At 71.1% G+C, this 19,733-nt stretch carries 19 protein-coding genes; 8 read left to right on the top strand and 11 right to left on the bottom strand.

Going from position 1 to position 19,733, the window contains the following annotated elements:
- Positions 1–62 precede the first annotated feature (62 nt).
- Positions 63–1,421 carry a Pup--protein ligase gene (gene pafA / locus SSMG_RS18045; protein ID WP_009078177.1) on the bottom strand — a complete coding sequence of 453 codons (1,359 nt, stop codon included), beginning with the start codon at positions 1,419–1,421 and terminating at the stop codon, positions 63–65.
- A 147-nt stretch (positions 1,422–1,568) separates the two neighbouring features.
- Here pafA and SSMG_RS18040 point away from each other — a divergent pair, with 147 nt between their 5' ends.
- The 4 genes from SSMG_RS18040 to SSMG_RS18025 all read left to right on the top strand — a co-directional run bounded on the left by SSMG_RS18040 (position 1,569) and on the right by SSMG_RS18025 (position 6,289).
- The gene (locus tag SSMG_RS18040) at positions 1,569–3,065 is read left to right on the top strand and encodes a bifunctional phosphatase PAP2/diacylglycerol kinase family protein (RefSeq protein WP_009078176.1); all 1,497 of its coding nucleotides are present in this window, start codon (positions 1,569–1,571) and stop codon (positions 3,063–3,065) included.
- A 287-nt stretch (positions 3,066–3,352) separates the two neighbouring features.
- Positions 3,353–4,588: an esterase family protein gene (locus tag SSMG_RS18035; protein ID WP_037717442.1), complete on the top strand. Its 1,236-nt coding sequence runs from the start codon at positions 3,353–3,355 to the stop codon at positions 4,586–4,588.
- Between the two features lie 122 nt (positions 4,589–4,710).
- On the top strand, positions 4,711–5,061 hold the full coding sequence (locus tag SSMG_RS18030; RefSeq protein WP_009078172.1) for a YciI family protein: 351 nt from the start codon (positions 4,711–4,713) through the stop codon (positions 5,059–5,061).
- Positions 5,054–6,289 (top strand): RNA polymerase sigma factor, encoded by a 1,236-nt coding sequence (locus tag SSMG_RS18025; protein ID WP_009078170.1) that lies wholly within the window; start codon positions 5,054–5,056, stop codon positions 6,287–6,289. The genes SSMG_RS18030 and SSMG_RS18025 overlap by 8 nt, the downstream gene beginning before the upstream one ends.
- 271 nt (positions 6,290–6,560) lie before the next feature.
- On the opposite strand, the gene prcA is transcribed toward SSMG_RS18025, so the two are convergent.
- The 4 genes from prcA to dop form a co-directional block, all read right to left on the bottom strand.
- The gene (gene prcA / locus SSMG_RS18020) at positions 6,561–7,352 is read right to left on the bottom strand and encodes a proteasome subunit alpha (protein ID WP_009078168.1); all 792 of its coding nucleotides are present in this window, start codon (positions 7,350–7,352) and stop codon (positions 6,561–6,563) included.
- Between the two features lie 67 nt (positions 7,353–7,419).
- Positions 7,420–8,283, bottom strand: a complete 864-nt coding sequence (gene prcB / locus SSMG_RS18015; protein WP_009078166.1) for a proteasome subunit beta — start codon at positions 8,281–8,283, stop codon at positions 7,420–7,422.
- A 138-nt stretch (positions 8,284–8,421) separates the two neighbouring features.
- Positions 8,422–8,616 (bottom strand): ubiquitin-like protein Pup, encoded by a 195-nt coding sequence (locus tag SSMG_RS18010; RefSeq protein WP_009078164.1) that lies wholly within the window; start codon positions 8,614–8,616, stop codon positions 8,422–8,424.
- An 89-nt stretch (positions 8,617–8,705) separates the two neighbouring features.
- On the bottom strand, positions 8,706–10,208 hold the full coding sequence (gene dop / locus SSMG_RS18005; RefSeq protein WP_009078163.1) for a depupylase/deamidase Dop: 1,503 nt from the start codon (positions 10,206–10,208) through the stop codon (positions 8,706–8,708).
- Between the two features lie 40 nt (positions 10,209–10,248).
- On the opposite strand from dop, the gene SSMG_RS18000 reads away from it, so the two are divergent.
- Positions 10,249–10,767: an NUDIX domain-containing protein gene (locus tag SSMG_RS18000; protein WP_009078161.1), complete on the top strand. Its 519-nt coding sequence runs from the start codon at positions 10,249–10,251 to the stop codon at positions 10,765–10,767.
- On the opposite strand, the gene SSMG_RS17995 is transcribed toward SSMG_RS18000, so the two are convergent.
- From SSMG_RS17995 to SSMG_RS17985, 3 genes are all read right to left on the bottom strand, one after another.
- Positions 10,758–11,366: a hypothetical protein gene (locus tag SSMG_RS17995; RefSeq protein WP_199785924.1), complete on the bottom strand. Its 609-nt coding sequence runs from the start codon at positions 11,364–11,366 to the stop codon at positions 10,758–10,760. The two genes, SSMG_RS18000 and SSMG_RS17995, sit on opposite strands and share 10 nt — an antisense overlap.
- Positions 11,367–11,451: 85 nt before the next feature.
- Positions 11,452–12,375, bottom strand: a complete 924-nt coding sequence (locus tag SSMG_RS17990; RefSeq protein ID WP_100266823.1) for an aldo/keto reductase — start codon at positions 12,373–12,375, stop codon at positions 11,452–11,454.
- 96 nt (positions 12,376–12,471) lie between these two features.
- Positions 12,472–12,810: a hypothetical protein gene (locus tag SSMG_RS17985; RefSeq protein WP_009078154.1), complete on the bottom strand. Its 339-nt coding sequence runs from the start codon at positions 12,808–12,810 to the stop codon at positions 12,472–12,474.
- Positions 12,811–12,930: 120 nt separating this feature from the next.
- On the opposite strand from SSMG_RS17985, the gene SSMG_RS17980 reads away from it, so the two are divergent.
- On the top strand, positions 12,931–13,836 hold the full coding sequence (locus SSMG_RS17980; RefSeq protein WP_037714067.1) for a DMT family transporter: 906 nt from the start codon (positions 12,931–12,933) through the stop codon (positions 13,834–13,836).
- Positions 13,837–13,903: 67 nt separating this feature from the next.
- Here SSMG_RS17980 and arc read toward each other — a convergent pair whose 3' ends face one another.
- Positions 13,904–15,706: a proteasome ATPase gene (gene arc, locus SSMG_RS17975; protein ID WP_037714064.1), complete on the bottom strand. Its 1,803-nt coding sequence runs from the start codon at positions 15,704–15,706 to the stop codon at positions 13,904–13,906.
- A 338-nt stretch (positions 15,707–16,044) separates the two neighbouring features.
- On the opposite strand from arc, the gene SSMG_RS17970 reads away from it, so the two are divergent.
- Positions 16,045–16,926: a hypothetical protein gene (locus SSMG_RS17970; RefSeq protein ID WP_037714063.1), complete on the top strand. Its 882-nt coding sequence runs from the start codon at positions 16,045–16,047 to the stop codon at positions 16,924–16,926.
- Entirely contained in the window at positions 16,927–17,385 is a 459-nt protein-coding gene (locus tag SSMG_RS46185) for a hypothetical protein (RefSeq protein ID WP_009078146.1), read from the top strand.
- Here the strand turns inward: SSMG_RS46185 and SSMG_RS17960 are convergent.
- Both SSMG_RS17960 and SSMG_RS17955 read right to left on the bottom strand, forming a co-directional pair.
- Complete coding sequence (locus SSMG_RS17960) at positions 17,382–18,212, bottom strand: tRNA (adenine-N1)-methyltransferase (protein ID WP_009078143.1); 831 nt, start codon at positions 18,210–18,212, stop codon at positions 17,382–17,384. The two genes, SSMG_RS46185 and SSMG_RS17960, sit on opposite strands and share 4 nt — an antisense overlap.
- An 81-nt stretch (positions 18,213–18,293) precedes the next feature.
- Positions 18,294–19,448: a M50 family metallopeptidase gene (locus tag SSMG_RS17955; RefSeq protein ID WP_009078140.1), complete on the bottom strand. Its 1,155-nt coding sequence runs from the start codon at positions 19,446–19,448 to the stop codon at positions 18,294–18,296.
- Positions 19,449–19,733 lie beyond the last annotated feature (285 nt).

Genomic DNA, 19,733 nt, shown 5'->3' with positions numbered 1-19,733 from the left:
CGCCGACTTGAAGGCGATCCCGCCGCGACGACGGAGTCGGCGCCATCAAACACAGCGCCAAATTACAGCGACCCGATCAGGCGCTCCACTCGCTCGTCCACGGACCGGAACGGGTCCTTGCACAGGACTGTCCGCTGTGCCTGGTCGTTCAGCTTCAGGTGCACCCAGTCGACCGTGAAGTCGCGTCCGGCTGCCTGGGCCGCCGCGATGAAGTCGCCGCGCAGTTTCGCGCGGGTGGTCTGCGGCGGGGTGTCCTTGGCGGCCTCGATCTCGCCGTCGTCGGTGACGCGGCGGACCAGGCCCTTCCGCTGCAGGAGGTCGAAGATGCCCCGGCCGCGGCGGATGTCGTGGTAGGCGAGGTCGAGCTGGGCCACGCGCGGGCTGGACAGGTCCAGGTCGTGCTTGGCCCGGTACCGTTCGACCAGGCGGTGCTTGATCGCCCAGTCGATCTCGGTGTCGATCTTGCTGAAGTCCTGCTCCTCGACCGCCTCGAGCGCGCGTCCCCACAGCTCCACGACCCGCTCGTTGGCGGGCGTGGACCCGTTCTCCTTCAGGTGCTGGACCGCCCGGGCGTGGTACTCCCGCTGGATGTCCAGCGCGGACGCCTCGCGCCCGCCGGCGAGCCGGACCTGGCGGCGTCCGGTGAGGTCGTGGCTGATCTCGCGGATCGCGCGGATCGGGTTGTCGAGCGTGAAGTCGCGGAACTGGACCCCGGCCTCGATCATCTCGAGCACGAGGTTCGCCGACCCGATCTTGAGCATCGTGGTGGGCTCGGCCATGTTCGAGTCGCCGACGATGACGTGCAGGCGCCGGTACCGCTCGGCGTCGGCGTGGGGTTCGTCGCGGGTGTTGATGATCGGCCGGGACCGGGTGGTGGCGCTGGAGACGCCTTCCCAGATGTGCTCGGCGCGCTGGGAGAGGCAGTACACCGCGCCGCGCGGGGTCTGCAGGACCTTGCCCGCGCCGCAGATCAGCTGGCGGGTGACGAGGAACGGCAGCAGCACGTCGGCGATCCGGGAGAACTCCCCGGCCCGGGTCACCAGGTAGTTCTCGTGGCAGCCGTAGGAGTTGCCCGCCGAGTCGGTGTTGTTCTTGAACAGGAAGATGTCGCCGCCGATGCCCTCGTCGGCGAGCCTGCGCTCGGCGTCCACGAGGAGGTCCTCGAGGATCCGCTCGCCGGCCTTGTCGTGCGTGACGAGCTGGGTCAGGTCGTCGCATTCGGCCGTCGCGTACTCCGGGTGCGAGCCCACGTCGAGGTAGAGCCTGGAGCCGTTGGACAGGAACACGTTGGACGAGCGTCCCCACGAGACGACCCGCCGGAAGAGGTAGCGCGCGACCTCGTCGGGCGAGAGCCTGCGCTGGCCGTGAAAGGTGCACGTGACCCCGAACTCGGTCTCGATGCCAAAGATCCGCCGCTGCATCCCACCAGAGTAGGCGCTGGACCCCCGCGGAAGGTGCGCCGTTCGGGCGGCGACACGCGGTCGGTACGTTGCAAGTGGTGACATTGCGGCGGAAACCGGTCGCCGGGACCGGTGGCGATCCGGCGCGGCCAGCGGAGGTGGACGAGAGTGTTCCAGCAGGTCGGCCGGGCGTTCCGGCAGGTAGGGCAGGGAGACCGGGCCCTGATGCGGCGCAGTGCGGCGATCCCGCGGACCCGGGCCGACGACGTGGTTACCGCGTTGTCCCGGAGTGCTAACAAATCGCGGCTCTGGTGGGGCGTGGCGGCCGTGCTGGCGGTCCGGAAGGGCCCGGCGCGCCGCGGCGCGCTGCGCGGGATCGCCGCCGTCGCGGGGGCGAGCGCCGCGGCGAACCTGGTCGCGAAGCCGCTGTTCCCGCGCCGCCGTCCGGCCGAGGAAGAGGTTCCCGCGCACCGTCAGCTGCGCAAACGGCCGACGTCGTCGTCGTTCCCGTCCGGGCATTCGGCCTCGGCCGCCGCGTTCGCCACGGCGGTCGCGATGGAATCGCCGCGCGCCGGGCTGGTCGTCGTCCCGCTCGCCGGGGCGGTCGCGTACTCGCGGGTCCACACCGGCGTGCACTGGCCGAGCGACGTCGCCGCCGGGCTGGCGATCGGGACCGGGATCGCGGTGCTGACCCGGCACTGGTGGCCGCTGCACCCGGACGTGCGCGCCCGCACCGCGCACGCGGCGGAAGCGCCGGAGATGCGCGACGGCGAGGACATGCTGGCGCTGGTGAACCCGCATTCGGGCGTCAACGGCCAGGACCCGACCGAGGACGTCCGCTACGCCTGGCCGAAGGCGTCGCTGATCTACCCGGACCCGTCGCGGGACCTGCGGGAGCAGCTCGCCGACGAGATCGAAGCGCACGGTTCGGTCCGCGCGCTCGGCGTGGCGGGCGGGGACGGCACGGTCGCGGCGGTGGCGTCGGTCGCCGCCGAACGCGGGCTGCCGCTGGCCCTCATCCCGGCCGGGACGCTCAACCACTTCGCCCGCGACATCGGGGTCCGTTCGATGCCGGACGCGGACGAGGCGACCGAGGGCGGGCACGCGGTCGGCATCGACCTGGCCGAGGTCGAGATCGACGGGTCCGGCGAGCCCGCGCACCGCTGGTTCGTCAACACCGCCAGCCTCGGCGGCTACCCGGAAATGGTGCGGCTGCGCGAAAAACTGCAGTCCCGGTTCCCGAAGTGGCCGTCCGCGGCGATCGCGCTGGTGCGTGTCATGCGGCGGGCGAAACCGCTTCGGGTGCAGCTCGACGGGAAGCCGACCCAGGTGTGGCTGATCTTCGTCGGCAACGGCACGTACGCGCCGAAGGGCTTCGCGCCGTCGCGGCGCCCGGCGCTCGACACCGGCCTCCTCGACGTCCGGTACGTGCGGGCCGACGTGCGCTGGTCGCGGACCCGGTTCGTGCTCGCGAGCCTGACCAACAGCCTGCACGCGAGCCACGTCTACCGCCAGCGGGACCTGCCGGAACTGCACGTGCGGCTGCTCGACGGGAACCGCCGGGTGGCCACCGACGGCGAGGTCGGGCCGCTCGGGCGGGAGTTCCGGTTCCGGTCGCGGCCGAGCGCGCTGACCGTCTACCGGAACCCGGACAGTGACTCCTGACCGCCTGGTGCCCTAAGGTCCCTCGGAGAGCGCGCGGCCGGGCACCGAGTTCTTCGCCACTCGGCACCCGGCCTTTCCGGTCCTGACCTGCGCGCTTACCGTCAGCTCGCCGCCGCAACGGCAGCTCTTGACCGTTCCTTTACCTTTTCTCAACGAATCCACAGCGAACCCTCCCTAGCGTGATCTTCGAGGCGCGGACTGCCCTGTCCGCGCCAGTTCACGGCAGGGGTTTTCTCAGTGCGTTTTTCCTCCCGCGGTCGCAGCTGCCCGTCTCCGGCAGGCCGCGGATGACCCCGCTGCTCCCGCGGGCGGTCGACCCGGTCCTGCCCCCGTCGGTCACCTCCCAGGCCAGGGACATCGGACCGCTCGAGTCCCCGTTGCTGTGGCTCGCCTTCGCCGGCGCCGCCGCGGCCGTTCTCGCCGTCACCATCGCGCTCGCGCACCGCCGCCGCGCGCGCCGCTGGGGCATCAGCGGTTCGATCGCGCTCTTCCTGATCGCCGCGGTCACCGCCGTGAACAGCTACGTCGGCTACGTCCGCACGCCCAGCGACCTCGGCAGGCTGCTGCAGCGCGGCGGCGGCGTGATGAACGTGGCGGGGACCCTGCTGCGCAGCGGCAGCGACGACCCGGCCGACAGCGCCGACCCCAGCTCCCCGGACAGCTCCACCGGCGGGACCAGCGGCGGCTCCCCGTCCGCCGGCCGTCCCGCGACCCCGGCCGGCGACAACGGCGGCATCGAGGTGCTGAACGTGCCCGACCCGGCGCACGGCGTGTCGAACGGCGAGAACTACGTGATCCTCCCGACCGGCTACCACGATCCGGCGAATGCGGCCAAGCGCTACCCGGTCGTCTACCTCATCCACGGCTACCCCTACGGCGGGCCGCGCGACTGGCTCACCTCCGGCTCCGCGCCGCAGACGCTGAAGAGCCTCGAAGACGCGCACGTCATCCAGCCGATGATCATCGTGAGCGTCGACCTCACCGCCAACCGGCCGAGCACCGACTGGGAATGCCTGAACGTCCCGGGCGGGCCGCAGCTGGAGACGTACCTCGCCAGCAGCATCGTGCCGTCGGTCGACAAGCACTTCCGCACGTTCGCCGACCGCGGGCACCGCGCGCTCGGCGGCATGTCCGGCGGCGGCTTCGGCGCGCTCAACATCGGGCTGCACCACCTCGACGAGTTCGGCACCCTGCTGATTTCGCTGCCGTACGACGATCTGAACGACTCGGTCGGCGTCCTCGGCGGCAACCAGGCGGCGATCGCGGCGAACACCCCGCGCCGCTACATCCCGACGATGCCGTTCCCGCAGAAGATCGCCGTGATGCTCACCGTCGGGACCGGCGCACCGACTGACGTCGCGACCGCGCACCGCATCGCCGGTTCGCTGCAGCGGCGCGGCCAGGAGGTCGTGGTGCACGCCGAACGCGGGTTCAACCACACCTGGCACACCGCCCGCGCGACGCTGCCGTACATGCTCGCCTTCGCCGACCAGAACTTCCGCACCGCTCCCGCGTCCTCCTGAGCGGACCGCCGGCGGATTCGCCCGGAAAAATATCTTCCGGGCCCTGTCCATCCGGGCGGGCGCCGTTCGTGGTGAGGTCAGTGCGGCACTCCGGCCGCGCTGACCGACGAAGGAGCCCGACCATGAAGTACCTGCTGCTGATCCACGCTTCCGCGGCCACCGAGCAGGGCGGGGCCGCCGGCTGCGAGCCCGCGGACTGGATGGCCTACGACAAGGAAGTCCGCGACGCGGGGGTGTACATCAGCGGGGAATCGCTCGCCGATCTCGTGACCGCGACCAAGGTCCAGGTCGGCCCGGACGGCGAGCGTTCGATCACGACCGACGGCCCGTTCGCCGAGACCCGCGAGCTGCTCGGCGGGTTCTACGTGCTGGACGTGCCGGACCTCGACGCGGCGCTCGACTGGGCGGCCCGCTGCCCGGGCGCCCGCGACGGTTCGATCGTGGTCCGCCCGATCGCCGACTTCAGTGCCTGACGCCCGAGCTTCCGTGGCGGCCGTGTTCCGCGAGGAGCACGGCCGCCTGCTCGGCGCGCTCGTCCGCCGGTTCGGCGATCTCGACCTGGCGGAGGAGGTCGCTGCCGAAGCGGTCGAGGCGGCGCTGGTGCGCTGGCCGATCGACGGCGTCCCGCCGAAACCCGGTGCGTGGCTGATGACGACCGCGCGCCGCAAGGCCGTTGACCGGCTCCGCCGGGACCAGGCGTACGCGGCGAAACTCGCTGTCCTGCAAGCGGAATCCGACCGCACCGACCCTCCCCCGCTGCCCGGCGCCGACGGCGACCTGCCCGACGACCGACTCCAGCTGTTCTTCACCTGCGCCCATCCCGCGCTGGCCGCCGAGGACCGGCTCGCGCTCACGCTGCGCTGCCTGGCCGGTCTCACCACGCCGGAGGTGGCGCGGGCGTTCCTCGTGCCGACCGCGACGATGGCGAAGCGGATCGTGCGGGCCAAGAACCGGATCCGCGACCACCGCATCCCGTTCCGCGTCCCGTCCGGCGACGAACTGCGCGACCGGCTGCCCGGCGTGCTGGCCGTGCTGTACTCGCTGTTCACCGAGGGCTACGCGGCCAGCTCCGGCCCGGACATCCAGCGTCCGGACCTCGCCGAGGAAGCCATCCGGCTGGCCCGGATCCTGCACCGCCTGCTCCCGGACGAACGCGAAGTCACCGGCCTGCTGGCGCTTCTGCTGCTCGTGCACGCCCGCCGCCGGGCCCGCACCGGACCGGACGGCGAGTTCGTCCTGCTCGAAGACCAGGACCGGACCTCCTGGGACGCGGCGCTCATCGACGAAGGCCGCGAACTGGTGCCGGTCGCGTTGACCGGCGGGCCGCCCGGGCCGTACGGGGTGCAGTCGGCGATCGCCGCGCTCCACGCCGAAGCACCGGACGTCATGCGCACCGACTGGCCGCAGATCGTTGCGCTGTACGACATCCTGCTGACGCTCACGCCGACCCCGGTGGTCGCGCTCAACCGCGCGGCCGCGGTGGCGATGCGCGACGGACCCGAAGCCGGGCTGAAACTCTTGGACAGCTTGGCCGACGAGCCGCGGCTGCAGGGCTACCACCCGTACGCCGCGGCCCGCGGAGACCTGCTGCACCGGCTCGGCCGCGACGACGAAGCAGCGGCGGCGTACCAGGAAGCGTTGGCCAGCGCGGGAACCGAGCCGGAACGCGCGCATTTGCGTCAGCGGCTGGACTCGCTCTGACGCGGTGCCCACCGGCTGCGCACCGGATCGACGATCCCGACAGGGTTTGCCCGTGCTGGCGGAAGAGGTCGTCGCGGAGAATCGCACGCTCTGCCGGTCTCGCAGGCGATGGCCGTCCCAGTCGATCGCCGTGCAGCACCGCAAGCCAACGGCCCCACCCGCCCCGGTGCTCATCCGAATCGCGCCAGTCGAGAATCGCCGACGCCACCCCGCCGCTATCCGGAAAAAGACTGCGGGCCGCCGGTTTCCCGACGGCCCGCAGCCCGTTGCGTCATTCCTTCTCGGCAGAACCCTCGCCCTTGCCGGAATCCGAGTCCTTGCCGTCGCCCTCGCCGGACTCGTCCGGCTTCTCGGCGGGCTCCTCCTTCGCCGGCAGCAACGCCTCCAGCGCCGCCCCCGACAACCGCCGGAACGCCCGCCTCGGCTTCGCCCGGTCCAGGACCGCGACCTCGAGCTTGATCTCCGCCTCGGCCGCCGACCCGTTCCCGTTCGACGACGTCGCGGTCGCCCGCAACCCCTCGATCGCCGTCGCCAGCGCCGTCGCCAGATCGTGGTCGGGATCCACGACGTCCTTCAGCTTCGCGCTGATCGGCTCGGTCTGCCCGCCCATCACCACGAACGGCGACTCGTCGAAAATCGACCCGTCGAACGTCAACCGGTACAGCTGGTCCTCCGCCGCGGTCGCGCCGACCTCGGCCACGCACACCTCGACCTCGAACGGCTTCAGCTGCTCGGTGAAAATGCTGCCCAGCGTCGCCGCGTACGCGTTCGCCAGCGCCCGCGCGCTCACGTCCCGGCGGTCGTACTGGTAGCCCTTCAGGTCCGCGTGCCGGATCCCCGCCACCCGCAGGTTCTCGAACTCCGAATACCGGCCCACCGCGGCGAACCCGATCCGGTCATAGATCTCGGACACCTTGTGCAACGTCGCCGACGGATTCTCCGCCACGAACAGCACCCCGCCCGCGTACTTCAGCACCACGACGCTCCGGCCCCGCGCGATCCCCTTGCGCGCCAGCTCGGAACGCTCCCGCATCAACTGCTCGGGAGAGGCATACAACGGCATCGTCACGGTGTCGGCTCCACGTTCTCCGAAAACTCGGCAGTCATTGATTCAGCGGACATCGGCGGCCTCACACCGGCCGGTGGTGATTGCGCTCCGCGCGCCCGGCCACCACCGCCTCGGCCACCGCACCCGTCCGCTCCGCGGGCAGCACCACCGCGCCGTCCTCCGCGGTGATGGTGATGACGTTCGGGAAAATCCGCCGCACCAGGTCCGGCCCGCCGCTCGCGGTGTCGTCGTCCGCCGCGTCGTACAGCGCCTCCAGCGCCGTCCGCACCGCCGCGTCCGCGTCCGCGTCCGGGTCGTACAGCTTCTTCAGCGACGACTTCGCGAACAGCGAACCCGAACCGACGCTCGCGTACCCGGCGTGCTCCTCGTACCGCCCGCCCGCCGCGTCGTACGACACGATCCGACCCGCGTGCTTCGCGTCCTCGGCCTCCAGGTCGTACCCGACGAACAGCGGCACGACCGCCAGCCCCGCCATCGCCATCTCCAGGTTCGCCTTCACCATCCCGGCCAGCTTGTTCGTCTTGCCGTCCAGCGAAAGCGAAACGCCCTCGATCTTCTCGTAGTGCGCCAGCTCCACCGCGTACAGCCGGACCATCTCCACGGCCAGCCCCGCGGTCCCCGCGATGCCCACCGCCGAGTACTCGTCCGTGACGTGCACCTTCTCGATGTCCCGGCTCGCGATCAGGTTCCCCGACGTCGCCCGCCGGTCGCCGGCGATCAGCACCCCGCCGGCGAACGCGACCGCCACGATCGTCGTGCCGTGCGGCGCGTCCAGCTCAGCCGCGCCCGCCGGCACCCGCCGCGCGGGCAGCAGCTCCGGCGCGGTCGCGCGCACGAAATCCGCGAACGACGACGTCGTCGGCGAAAAGTAGGCCGACGGCAGTCCGGGCCCGGAAAAACCCGCCCCAGAGGAGGTGTTGTCCATACGTGCTCTCGGTTCCCATCTCTTCCCGTGCCCGGCGACGCCGGGAACCACCTGCCCCCGGCACCGCCGCGCGAAACCTCCGGCCCAGCGCGCCCGCCGCACCGCCCCGCACCCGGGGCGGCCGCGACGGGCGGACGGCTACTCGCCGCCCTTCTGCACGTAAGCGCGGACGAAGTCCTCGGCGTTCTCTTCCAGCACGTCGTCGATCTCGTCGAGGATCGTGTCCACGTCCTCGCCGAGCTTCTCCCGCCGCTCCTGGCCCGCCCCGCCGGCGTCGTCGAACTCCTCGTGGGAATCGCCGCCGCCGTGCTTCTCGATCTTCTCCTGCGCCATCTCGCCTCCCGGTCTGGCCGATGTTCCCTAGCCTACCCAGCGGTACCGACGAAAAGGGCCTTCCCTCGGCCCGAAACGCCGGGATCGCGCTAGTCCGAACCGGTGATCGCCTCCACCAGCTCCTCCGCCGTCGCCGCCGCGTCCAGCAGCTTCCCGACGTGCGCCTTCGTCCCCCGCAACGGCTCCAGCGTCGGGATCCGCACCAGCGACTCCCGGCCCACGTCGAAAATCACCGAATCCCACGACGCCGCCGCGATCGACGACGCGTACTTCTCCAGCGCCCGCCCCCGGAAGTAGGCGCGCGTGTCCGACGGCGGATTCGTGATCGCCGCCTGCACCTCCTCCTCGGTGACCAGCCGCTTCATCGAACCCCGCGTGACCAGCCGGTTGTACAGGCCCTTGCCGAGCCGCACGTCCGAATACTGCAGGTCCACCAGCCGCAGCCGCGGCGCGCCCCACGCCAGCTGGTCCCGCTCCCGGTAGCCCTCCAGCAGCCGCAGCTTCGCCGGCCAGTCCAGCCGGTCCGCGCACTCCTGCGGATCCCGCGCCAGCGCGTCCAGGATCTCGCCCCACACCCGCAGCACTTCTTTCGACGCCTCGTCCGCGCCCGTGCGCTCGAGATTCGCCGCCGCCAGCTCGTGGTAGGCGAACTGCAGGTCCAGCCCGGTGAACTTCTTCCCGTTCGCCAGCTCGACCTTGGTCTTCAGCGTCGGGTCGTGGCTGATCTTGTGCACCGCCCGCACCGGCTCGTCCAGCTTCAGGTCGTCGAACCGCACGCCGGCCTCGATCAGGTCCAGCACCAGCGCCGTCGTCCCGACCTTCAGATACGTCGAGTACTCCGACAGGTTCGCGTCCCCGATGATCACGTGCAGCCGCCGGTACTTGTCCGCGTCCGCGTGCGGCTCGTCGCGCGTGTTGATGATCCCGCGCTTGAGCGTGGTCTCCAGCCCGACCTCGACCTCGATGTAGTCCGAGCGCTGCGAAAGCTGGAAACCAGCCTCCTCGCTCTGCTGCCCGATCCCCACCCGGCCGGAACCGCACATCACCTGCCGCGACGCGAAGAACGGCGTCAGCCCCGCGATCACCGCGGTGAACGGCGTCGACCGCTGCATCAGGTAGTTCTCGTGCGTGCCGTAGCTCGCGCCCTTGCCGTCCACATTGTTCTTGTACAGCTGCAACGGCGGCTGCCCCGGAACGGTGGCCGCCTTCAGCGCGGCCTCCTCCATCACCCGCTCGCCCGCTTTGTCCCAGATCACCGCGTCCCGCGCGTTCGTGACCTCGGGCGCGGAGTACTCCGGATGCGCGTGGTCCACGTACAGCCGCGCGCCGTTGGTGAGGATGACGTTCGCCGCGCCGAGGTCCTCGACGTCCGGGTCGTGCCCGGGCCCGCCCGGCCCGGTCAGATCGAACCCGCGCGCGTCGCGCAACGGCGACTCCACCTCGTAGTCCCAGCGCGCCCGGCGCGCCCTCGGGATGTCCGCAGCCGCGGCGTAGGCCAGCACCACCTGAGTCGAGGTGAGCACCGGGTTCGCCGTGGCGTCCCCGGGCACGGCGATGCCGTACTCGACTTCGGTTCCCATGATCCGACGCATGCCACCACCCTACGGGTTCGGCGCGTGCGACGATGCCCCCATGCCAGGCAGTGACGAACTCGTTGCCCTCTATGACGACGCGGGCCGCGCGGTGGGCGAGACGCTCCGCTCCCGGGTGCGGGCCGAAGGGCTCTGGCACGCCGCCGGCGTCGTTCTCGTCCGATCGGGCGACGGCCGGTCGGTCTACGTGCACCTCCGCACCGCGGACAAGGACATCTTCCCCTCCACCTGGGACTGCTGGGCGGGCGGAGTCGTCGCCGCGGGCGAAACCCCCGCCGACTGCGCGCGCCGCGAACTCGCCGAAGAACTCGGCGTCCACGGAGTGGAACCGGAACCGCTGTTCACCAAGATCTACGACGACGGCGCGATCCGCTGCCACAACTTCGCCTTCGAAGTCCGCTGGGACGGCCCGGTCCGCCTGCAGGCCGAGGAAATCGTCGAAGGACGCTGGATCCCGCTCGACGAACTCCGCGCGTGGGTCTTCGCCCCTGAACCGAACCCGCCCTTCATCCCCGACGGCCGCGAGGGCGTCCAGGAATGGTTCCGCCGCTACGGCTGAGCGGTCAGCTTCCCCGCGATCTTCGGCAGCAACCGCTTCGCCGCGTCCTGCGCCCGCGCCGGAGTGCTCGCCGCGACGCTCAGCGCCGACACGAGATTCCCCTTCGCCACCAGCACCGCACACGTCGAGCCCTCGCACCACGCCCGCTGCACGGTGATCCCCGGCTGCGGCGGCAACGACACCTCCGTGCCCGCGCAATGCGTACGCGCCACGACGTCCTCGCCGGCGCGGTCCGCGTACGCCGTCACCTCGTGCGTCAACGCCGAACCGCTCGGATACACCCAGCTCACCGACTTGCGCTCGCCCGCGGCCAACCCGCTCAGACACCCCGAAACGCGACCCGATCCCGGCGTCACGCCCTCCTCGGCAACGTCCGAATCGGACAGCAGAGCCGCCTCCGCCCGTTGCGGATCCGGGGCCGCCGCAGAAGGGACGACCGGCGGAGCGGCCGCCCGCGACACCGGCGGAGCGACCGGAGCGCTCGTGCCCGGCGCCGGAGCCGGATCGTCGTAGTAGGTCTCGAGATTGTTGGGCCGGTTGCCGCATCCGGCGAGCCCGGCCAGCGCGCCCAGCCCGACCAGCACAGCGACTGCTGGCACCTGCCGACGACGCACGTTGCCCCTCCGCGCTCAGTGTTGCCCGTCCGCCCCGGGCCATGCTGGGCCCCGAGGGTAATGCAATCGCTCAGCTCCACCCGAGGTGGGATCGATGCGTCCAGTACTCCCGCGCGTCCTGCGCGAGTCGTCCCAGCACAGCGCGGTCCTCGTCGCTCAGCCGCACCTGTGTCGCGGCCAGGTTCGCGGCCAGCTGCGCCGGGCTCGACGGACCGAGCACCGCCACCGGCGCCCAGTCCTGTCCGAGCACCGCGGCGACCGCGATCGCGTCCGGACCGACGCCGTGCGCCTCGGCGATCCGCCGCAGCGGCTCCGGAGCCTCCGCGACGAGCCGTCCGTTCGCGAGAGTTTCCTTGACCAGCACCCGTTTCCCGGCCGCGTGTGCTTCGGCCAGTGCCGGGCCCGCCGACGGCTCGAAGACGTTCCAAGTGGACTGGACCGACCCGAACACCGGCCGCCCGCCCGATTCCAGCTCGAACGCCCGGCGCACCACGTCCGCCTGCGCGGGTCCGGAGGTGGAGAAGCCGACCTCCACGCCGTCGCCGGAAAGTGCGGCCAGCGCGTCGATCAGGGCCGGATCAGTGAAAAGTGGACTGTCCACAGTGAGCGAATGAACCTGGTACAGATGCACGTGGCCGGCGAGGAGTTCCCGCGTCTGCTGCCACTGTTCGCGAAACCGCGGCAGCGTGTGTTCCTTGACCTCGTGGACGTCCGCGTCGAGCCGCCAGTCGCCGACGTAGCGGTAGCCCCATTTGCTGGACACGGTGACGTCCCGGGGTCCGCGTTCGGCCAGCCAGCTGGCGAGGAACTCCTCCGAACGGCCGTAAGACCGCGCGACGTCGACCCACCGGATTCCCGCCGCGTACGCCGCGTCGAGCACCTCGTGCGTCGCGGCGCGCATCGACGGCACATCCCGCACTTCGGGCAAGTCGCGGCCCAGATTGATGTATGCCGGACGGCCGAGCGCGGCCAGCCCCACCGCGATGCGGTCCATCGGAATCCCCTTGTCTTCAGCGGTTTTCGAGAATGGGTGGCGCGTGGTTAAGCAAGGCGAGCGGGAATGTTTTCCGATCGCCAGGTGTATAGGTCGTTATACACTTTGTTTGTGCCGGAGGATGGCGAGCCATTGGCTGGCGTTTTGGGCTTGGCGGTGGAGTTTTTCGAGGCGGGCGGCGGGGGCTCGGACGTAGCCTTTGCCGAAGACCGGGGCGATCTGGCGGAGGCTGGCTCCTTCCTCGCGGGCGGCCAGGAGGGCCCAGTCGGAGGCGTCGGCGCAGGCCGCGGAGGCGCGGCGCAGCTCCCCCAGCAGGTCGATGAGGTCGTTGGCGTTGAGTTCCCCCGCCTGGACGGCGGAGGCGGTCGTCTCGAGCCAGGCGAGGACGTCGGCTTCGGTAATCGGCGGGCGCGGGCGGCCGTGGTCAGTGCTCACGCGGCGCAGTATAGGGCGTTATACACCGAGGTCGAACGCGGTGACCGAAACCTGCTGGACGCCGGGCGTGGCGCGGACGTTGACTGGCCGCAGCAGTCCGCTGGTCGTTTCGGAGGTTCAGTGAGGTTCGGCATCGCCGCCCGGTTCGTCGCGCTCGCCGTCGTGTGGGGCGGGAGTTTTCTGTTCATCAAAGTGGGCCTGGAGGGGCTGTCGCCGGCTCAGGTGGCCCTCGCGCGGGTCGCGCTGGGCGCGTTGACGCTCGGCGCGTTCCTGGCGCTGCGCAGGCGGTCGCTCCCCCGCGATCCCGCGCTGTGGGCGCATCTCGCGGTGGTTTCGCTGTTGTTCTGCGTCGGCCCGTTCCTGCTGTTCTCGTGGGCCGAGCAGTACGTCGCGTCCGGGCTCGCCAGCATCTTCAACGCCACCACTCCCCTGCTGACCATGCTGTTCGCCGCGGCCGCACTGCCCGCGGAACGGCTGACGCGGCCGAAAACAATCGGACTGCTGATCGGCTTCGCGGGCGTGCTGACGCTCGTCGGCGTCTGGCGCGGCATCGACCTCAGCCACGAAGTGCTCGCCCAGCTGGCCTGCCTCGGCGCGACCACCTGCTACGGCTTGGCTTTCGTGTATTTGCGGAAGTTCGTGTCGCCGCGCGACCCGGACCCGGTCGTCGTCGCGTTCGGGCAAACCGGGTTCGCCACGGTCGTTCTGCTGGCCGCGGCCCCGGCCATCGCCGCGCAGCCGGTGCACCTGAATCCCGCCGTGGTCCTGTCCCTGCTGGCGCTCGGCGTGCTCGGCACCGGCGTGGCCTATGCCTGGAACGCCGCGATCGCGGCCGCGTGGGGCGCCGCCAACGCTTCCGCTGTGACTTACCTCACTCCAGTGGTCGGGGTTCTGCTCGGCGTGCTGGTGCTCGACGAACCGGTGCACTGGAACGAACCCGTCGGAGCGCTGCTCGTGGTGCTCGGGATCCTGGCGTCGCACGGACGGCTTTCCCGGGCGCGGCAACCGGTCCTGGAACGGGTCTGAACCGGCCTGAGACGCGCCGTGGGGCCGCCGGAGGAGTTCCGGCGGCCCCACGGGCGTTCGCGCTGCGCTACAGGTACTGACCGGTGTTCGTGGCGGTGTCGATCGCCCGCCCCGATTCCTGGTTCTTGCCGGTGACGAGCGTGCGGATGTAGACGATCCGCTCGCCCTTCTTGCCGGAGATCCGGGCCCAGTCGTCCGGGTTGGTGGTGTTGGGCAGGTCCTCGTTCTCCGCGAACTCGTCGACGATCGCGTCCAGCAGGTGCTGCACGCGCAGGCCGGGCTGCTTGGTCTCGAGCACCGACTTGATCGCCGACTTCTTCGCCCGGTCCACGATGTTCTGGATCATCGCGCCCGAGTTGAAATCGCGGAAGTACAGGACTTCCTTGTCCCCGTTGGCGTAGGTGACCTCCAGGAACCGGTTCTCGTCGCTCTCCTCGTACATCCGCTCGACGGTGTGCTGGATCATCGCGTCGAACGTCGCCTTCTGGTCCCCGCCGAACTCCGCCAGGTCGTCGGCGTGGATCGGCAGGCCCTCGGCCAGGTACTTCGAGAAGATGTCCTTCGCGCCCTCGGCGTCCGGACGCTCGATCTTGATCTTGACGTCGAGCCGGCCCGGCCGCAGGATCGCCGGGTCGATCATGTCCTCGCGGTTGGAGGCGCCGATGACGATGACGTTCTCCAGGCCTTCGACGCCGTCGATCTCCGACAGCAGCTGCGGCACGATCGTGGTCTCCACGTCGGAGGACACGCCCGAGCCGCGGGTGCGGAAGATCGAGTCCATCTCGTCGAAGAACACGATGACCGGGGTGCCCTCGGAGGCCTTTTCCCGGGCCCGCTGGAAGATCAGCCGGATCGACCGCTCGGTCTCGCCGACGAACTTGTTCAGCAGCTCCGGGCCCTTGATGTTGAGGAAGTAGGACTTGCCGTCCGCCTTGTCCCCGCGAGCCTCGGCCACCTTCTTGGCCAGCGAGTTCGCCACCGCCTTGGCGATGAGCGTCTTCCCGCAGCCCGGCGGGCCGTACAGCAGGACGCCCTTCGGCGGGCGCAGCTGGTACTGCTCGTAGAGGTCCGCGTGCAGGAACGGCAGCTCCACGGCGTCGCGGATCTGCTCGATCTGCCGGGTCAGGCCGCCGATGTCCTCGTAGCGGACGTCCGGCACCTCCTCCAGCACGAGGTCCTCGACCTCCGCCTTCGGCACCCGCTCGTAGGCGTAGCCCGCCTTGGAGTCCACCAGGAGCGAATCGCCCGGTTTGAGCGGCTGCTCGGCGAGCGGGTCCGACAGCAGGACCACCCGCTCCTCGTCCGCGTGCCCGACCACGAGCGCGCGCGTGACGCCGCCCTCGTTTTCCGGGGCGAGCACTTCGCGCAGTGCGCACACCTCGCCGGTGCGCTCGAAGTCGCCGCCTTCGACGACCGTGAGCGCCTCGTTGAGCCGCAACGCCTGCCCGCGCCGCAGCGACGAGACCTCCACGGCGGGCGACACCGAGACGCGCATCTTGCGCCCCGCGGTGTAGACGTCCACCGTGTTGTCCTCGTACGCCTCGACGAACACCCCGTATCCGCTCGGCGGCTGGGCCAGCCGGTCGACCTCCTCGCGGAGGGCGAGCAGCTGCCCCCGCGCTTCGCGCAGGGTTTCGACGAGTTTCGTGTTCCGCTCGGTGAGCTGACTCACCCGTTCCGACGCCTCGGCGAGACGTTGTTCGAGAACGCGGTTCTGTCGCGGGGAATCGGTGAGCCTGCGGCGCAGCAGCGCCACTTCTTCCTCGAGAAAACGGATCTGCCGGGCTTGTTCCTCTGGTGTCTGCCCTGCTCCGCCGGTTGCTGAAGGGTCGGCCTCCTCGCGCCGACCTCCGGGAAGGTCATGATGCATCGGGCACCTCCTCGGAGTGCTTTTCATTCCACGGTACCGGCGATCACCGACAAGAAAAGGCCTTTCCGCATCACAAGACCGGCGCGTCGCGCTTTTTCTTCGGGCGATGCACGGCCGCGAGCGCAGCGCAAGCGGCCGATTCGGTGCCGCGGACGGGAATCCGCTCCGCGCGGGTTTCCGCAACGCGGAACTGAACGCCCTACGGATGCCCCGCCGGGCGTTCCGCAAACCCGAGTTGCGGGTTGGCTGCGCGGAAAGGCGCGCGGCTGGCTAGCATCCCCGGGTGGCCGCGCTCGCGCGTGGCCTGGACTTTCGCGAGCACGGCAGGGGGAACCGAGATGACGTATCCGCCGCAGCAGCCCGGCGGCTGGGACCAGGGCGGACAGCAGCCGAACCCGTACGGGCAGCAGCCCGGCGGCCAGCAGCCCTACGGGCAGCCGCAGCAGGGCGGATGGAACCAGGGCGGACAGCCGCCGCAGTCCGGCGGGTTCCCCGCCGCCCCCGGCCAGGGCAGCCCCTACCAGGGCGGATACCCGCAGCAGGGCGGTCCCCAGCAGTACGGGCAGCAGCCGGACCAGTTCGGGCAGTTCGGACAGCAGCCCGGCCAGTTCGGTCAGCCGGGGCAGCCGGGCGGGCCGTTCGGGCAGCAGCCGGGCGGGCAGTTCGGCGGGTTCGGCGAGCAGCCGCCGAAAAAGAAGAAGACCGGCCTGATCGTCGGCCTCGCGATCGGCGCGGTGGTCGTCCTCGGCGGCGCGACCGGCCTGGTCATCTGGCTGACCGGCGACAGCAAGGACAACAAGACTGCCGCCCCGCCCGCGAGTTCCTCGGCTCCGGCCTCGAGCGGGCCGAGCGGAAGTTCGTCGTCGTCCCCGTCCAGCTCGTCGTCCTCGGGCTCGGGCAGCGGCGACTACCCGGCGGCGGCCGGGGCGAAGCCGACCTCGGGCGAGCTGTTCCAGGCCGCGTCCGAGGCCTACAACAGCTCCGACACCGACGGCCTCTTCTCGATGCTGTGCACCAGCCTCACCAAGGGCCAGAAGCCGACGACGGAGAAGATGCCCCCGGGCATCCACTTCGAGCTGACCAGCAGCCCGCAGGAGAACGGCGACCAGGCGACGGTGAAGTACCACGTCACCACGTCCACGAAGACCGCCGACGGCACCCTCACCGCCCTGCGCCAAGGCGGGGCCTGGTGCCTCGGGAAGGTCAGCACGGACCACTAGGTGAGACGCCGGCTCGGCACGGCACTCGGCCTGCTCGCAGTCGTCGTCGCGGGCGGTGTCCTCGGCTTGCTCTCGATCGGCCTGCCGGGGCCCGCCCGCACCGCCTCCGAACCGCCCGTTCCCCCGCCGCCGTCGCGAAGCAGCACGTCCTCGACTCCCGCGCCCGCGGCGGATCAGGCCGCGGTCGCGACGCTGGCGCGCACTCTCGTCGACGCGATCACGCGCGCCGACTCGGCCGAATTCGGCACTCTCGCTTGCAAACCGCAAACTGCCGCGGCCTTGAAGGAACTCCAGGCGAAATGGGACGCCGCGGGTCCGCTGCGCGTCTCACTGGTTGGACAGCCGGCGATCGCGGGCGACGACGCGACGGTGACCGTCCGGGTGGAGGGCACCGGCGGGCACAAGGAGACGCCGTTCCCGCTGCGGCGCGAGAACGGCCGATGGTGCGTCCCTGGTTAGCCTTTGCCCTTGCTGGGCCGTCGGGAAACGCGCGGCGACACTGTGCCGTCGGCGAGACGACGGGCAGTGAGCAGGAATGCCGTGTGCGCGACCATCCGGTGGTCCGGCCGCACCGCGAGGCCGACGACGTGCCACGGCCGCATCAGCGTCTCCCACGACTCCGGCTCGGTCCAGCACTGCTGTTCCCGCAGCGATTCCGTGACGCGCGACAGCTGCGTGACGGTGGCGACGTAGACGGTCAGCACCCCGCCGGGCACCAAGTGCTCGGCGACGTTCGGCAGCTGGTCCCACGGCGCGAGCATGTCCAGCACGACGCGGTCGACCTCGCCGGTGTGCGTGGCCAGATCCGCGACGGTGAGCGTCCAGTTGTCCGGCTTCTCGCCGAAGAACTTCACGACGTTGCGCTCGGCGTGCTCCGCGTGGTCGTCGCGGATCTCGTACGAGAACACCTGTCCGGCCGGACCGACCGCGCGCAGCAGCGAACACGTCAGCGCGCCCGAACCGGCACCGGCTTCGAGGACCCGCGCGCCCGGGAAGATGTCGCCCCACATCACGATCTGCGCGGCGTCCTTGGGGTAGATCACCTGCGCGCCGCGCGGCATCGACAGCACGTAGTCGGGAAGCAGCGGCCGCAGCGCGAGATACGTGCTGCCGCCCGCCGAAGTGACCACGCTGCCCTCGGGACGGCCGATGAGGTCGTCGTGCGCGAGAGCGCCGCGATGCGTGTGGTACTCGCCGCCGTCGGCGAGCGTGAGGGTGTAGTGCCTGCCTTTCGAGTCCGTCAGCTGAACCCGGTCACCTGCACGAAACGGTCCGCTGACCGACAACTTCTTCCTCCACTGCGAAAACCGGAACGCCGACGTCGAATCCTCGCAGGTCGTCCCGCGCCCGTCGTGCGCGGGTGCCTCTCACTGCGCGCGCCGGCCCTGCATCAGCGCGGTCCGCAGGTCCTCGCGGCGCAACACGCCCGCGGGACGGCCTTCGTCGTCGACCACGAGGAACTGCCAGGCAGGCGTCTCGCGCACGCGCTCGGCGATCTCCTCCCCCGGCTCCGACGCGAGCAGCACGGTCTCCGCCCGGATCGGCTCGGCGGCCTGTTCGGCGGGCGCGTGCGGACTGACACTCGCCAGCTGTTGCGCGGCTTGCTCGTCCAGCAATCCCGCCGCGACGCCGTCCGCGCGCACCAGCACCACACCGCGTCCCGCTGACGCGGCCAAAGCGTCCGACACCGGGCTTTCCGCGGGAAGTTGCAGCACCGGACGGACCAGATCGGACAGTTCCAGTCCGGCAGGCCAGCCGCGCCGGGCTTCCGCGGCCAGTTCGGACCGTGCGCCGAGGATCACGAACCACGCCGTCACGACGCACACGCCGAGCCGCAGCCAGCGGTCCGGGCTCTGCATGGCCAAACCGAGCAGCGCCCAGACGATCAGCCCGGTCGCGACCAGCGCGCCGCCGGCGACCGCGGCCTTGGTTCCCTTGGCCCGCAACCCGGTCATCGCCCAGACCCCGGCGCGCACGAGCCGTCCGCCGTCCAGCGGCAAGCCCGGCAGCAGGTTGAAGAAGCCGACCGCGAAGTTGGCCACCGCGCATTCCGCGACGAGCAGCCACACCGCGCCGTCCGGCGGCACCGCGAACAGCAGCAGCGAACAGAACCCGCCCAGCACCAGCGAAACCGCGGGACCCGCCGCGGCGACGAGCCCTTCCTGGCCCGGCCGTCGCGGCGTGCGGGCCACTTCGGACAGTCCGCCGAGGAGGAAAAGCCGCAGCCGCCGCACCGGAATCCCGAGCCGCAGCGCGACGAGGCAGTGCCCGAGTTCGTGCGCGAGCACGGAAAGCCCGAGCAGCACGGCGAACGCGGCGGCGAGCAGCCACGAGGTCGGTGTCGAAACGTCCGGCAGGAGCCGCCCGACCAGCGGCGCGTAGAGCACCACGATGATCAGCGACCCGATCCACCACGACGGGGCGAGCAAAACGGGCACCCCGCCGACGCGGAACAGCAGCAGACCGCCGTCCCCGCCGGCGCGCCGGGCGGGCCCGGCGCCGTGCTGACTGGTCGCGGCCATGCCGGACAGCGTAGGGGGCTGCGTGTGGGAAGCCGGTGACCCGGTCTCCCCGGACGGGTGGTGTCGGTCTCGTCCCGCTTCGCGCCTGGCGCCCGTCCCGCACCGCGATATCGGCGAGCGGCCCGTGCGAGCCAGAGTCCGGGAAGATTCCCTCGCGGACGTGCACCCGCCCCGGAATCCGCGGCGAACCCCTCGACGGAACCCCCGGATTCGCGGCGTGCGCGGCTCGACGAGGTCCTCCAGGTTCGCCAGCGCAACCCCCTTCCGGAACTCCCCGCGACAGGA

The sequence above is a fragment of the Streptomyces sp. AA4 genome (genome assembly GCF_000158875.1).
In the GTDB taxonomy this organism is placed as follows: domain Bacteria; phylum Actinomycetota; class Actinomycetes; order Mycobacteriales; family Pseudonocardiaceae; genus Amycolatopsis.
This window is presented reverse-complemented; position numbering and strand designations above follow the sequence as displayed.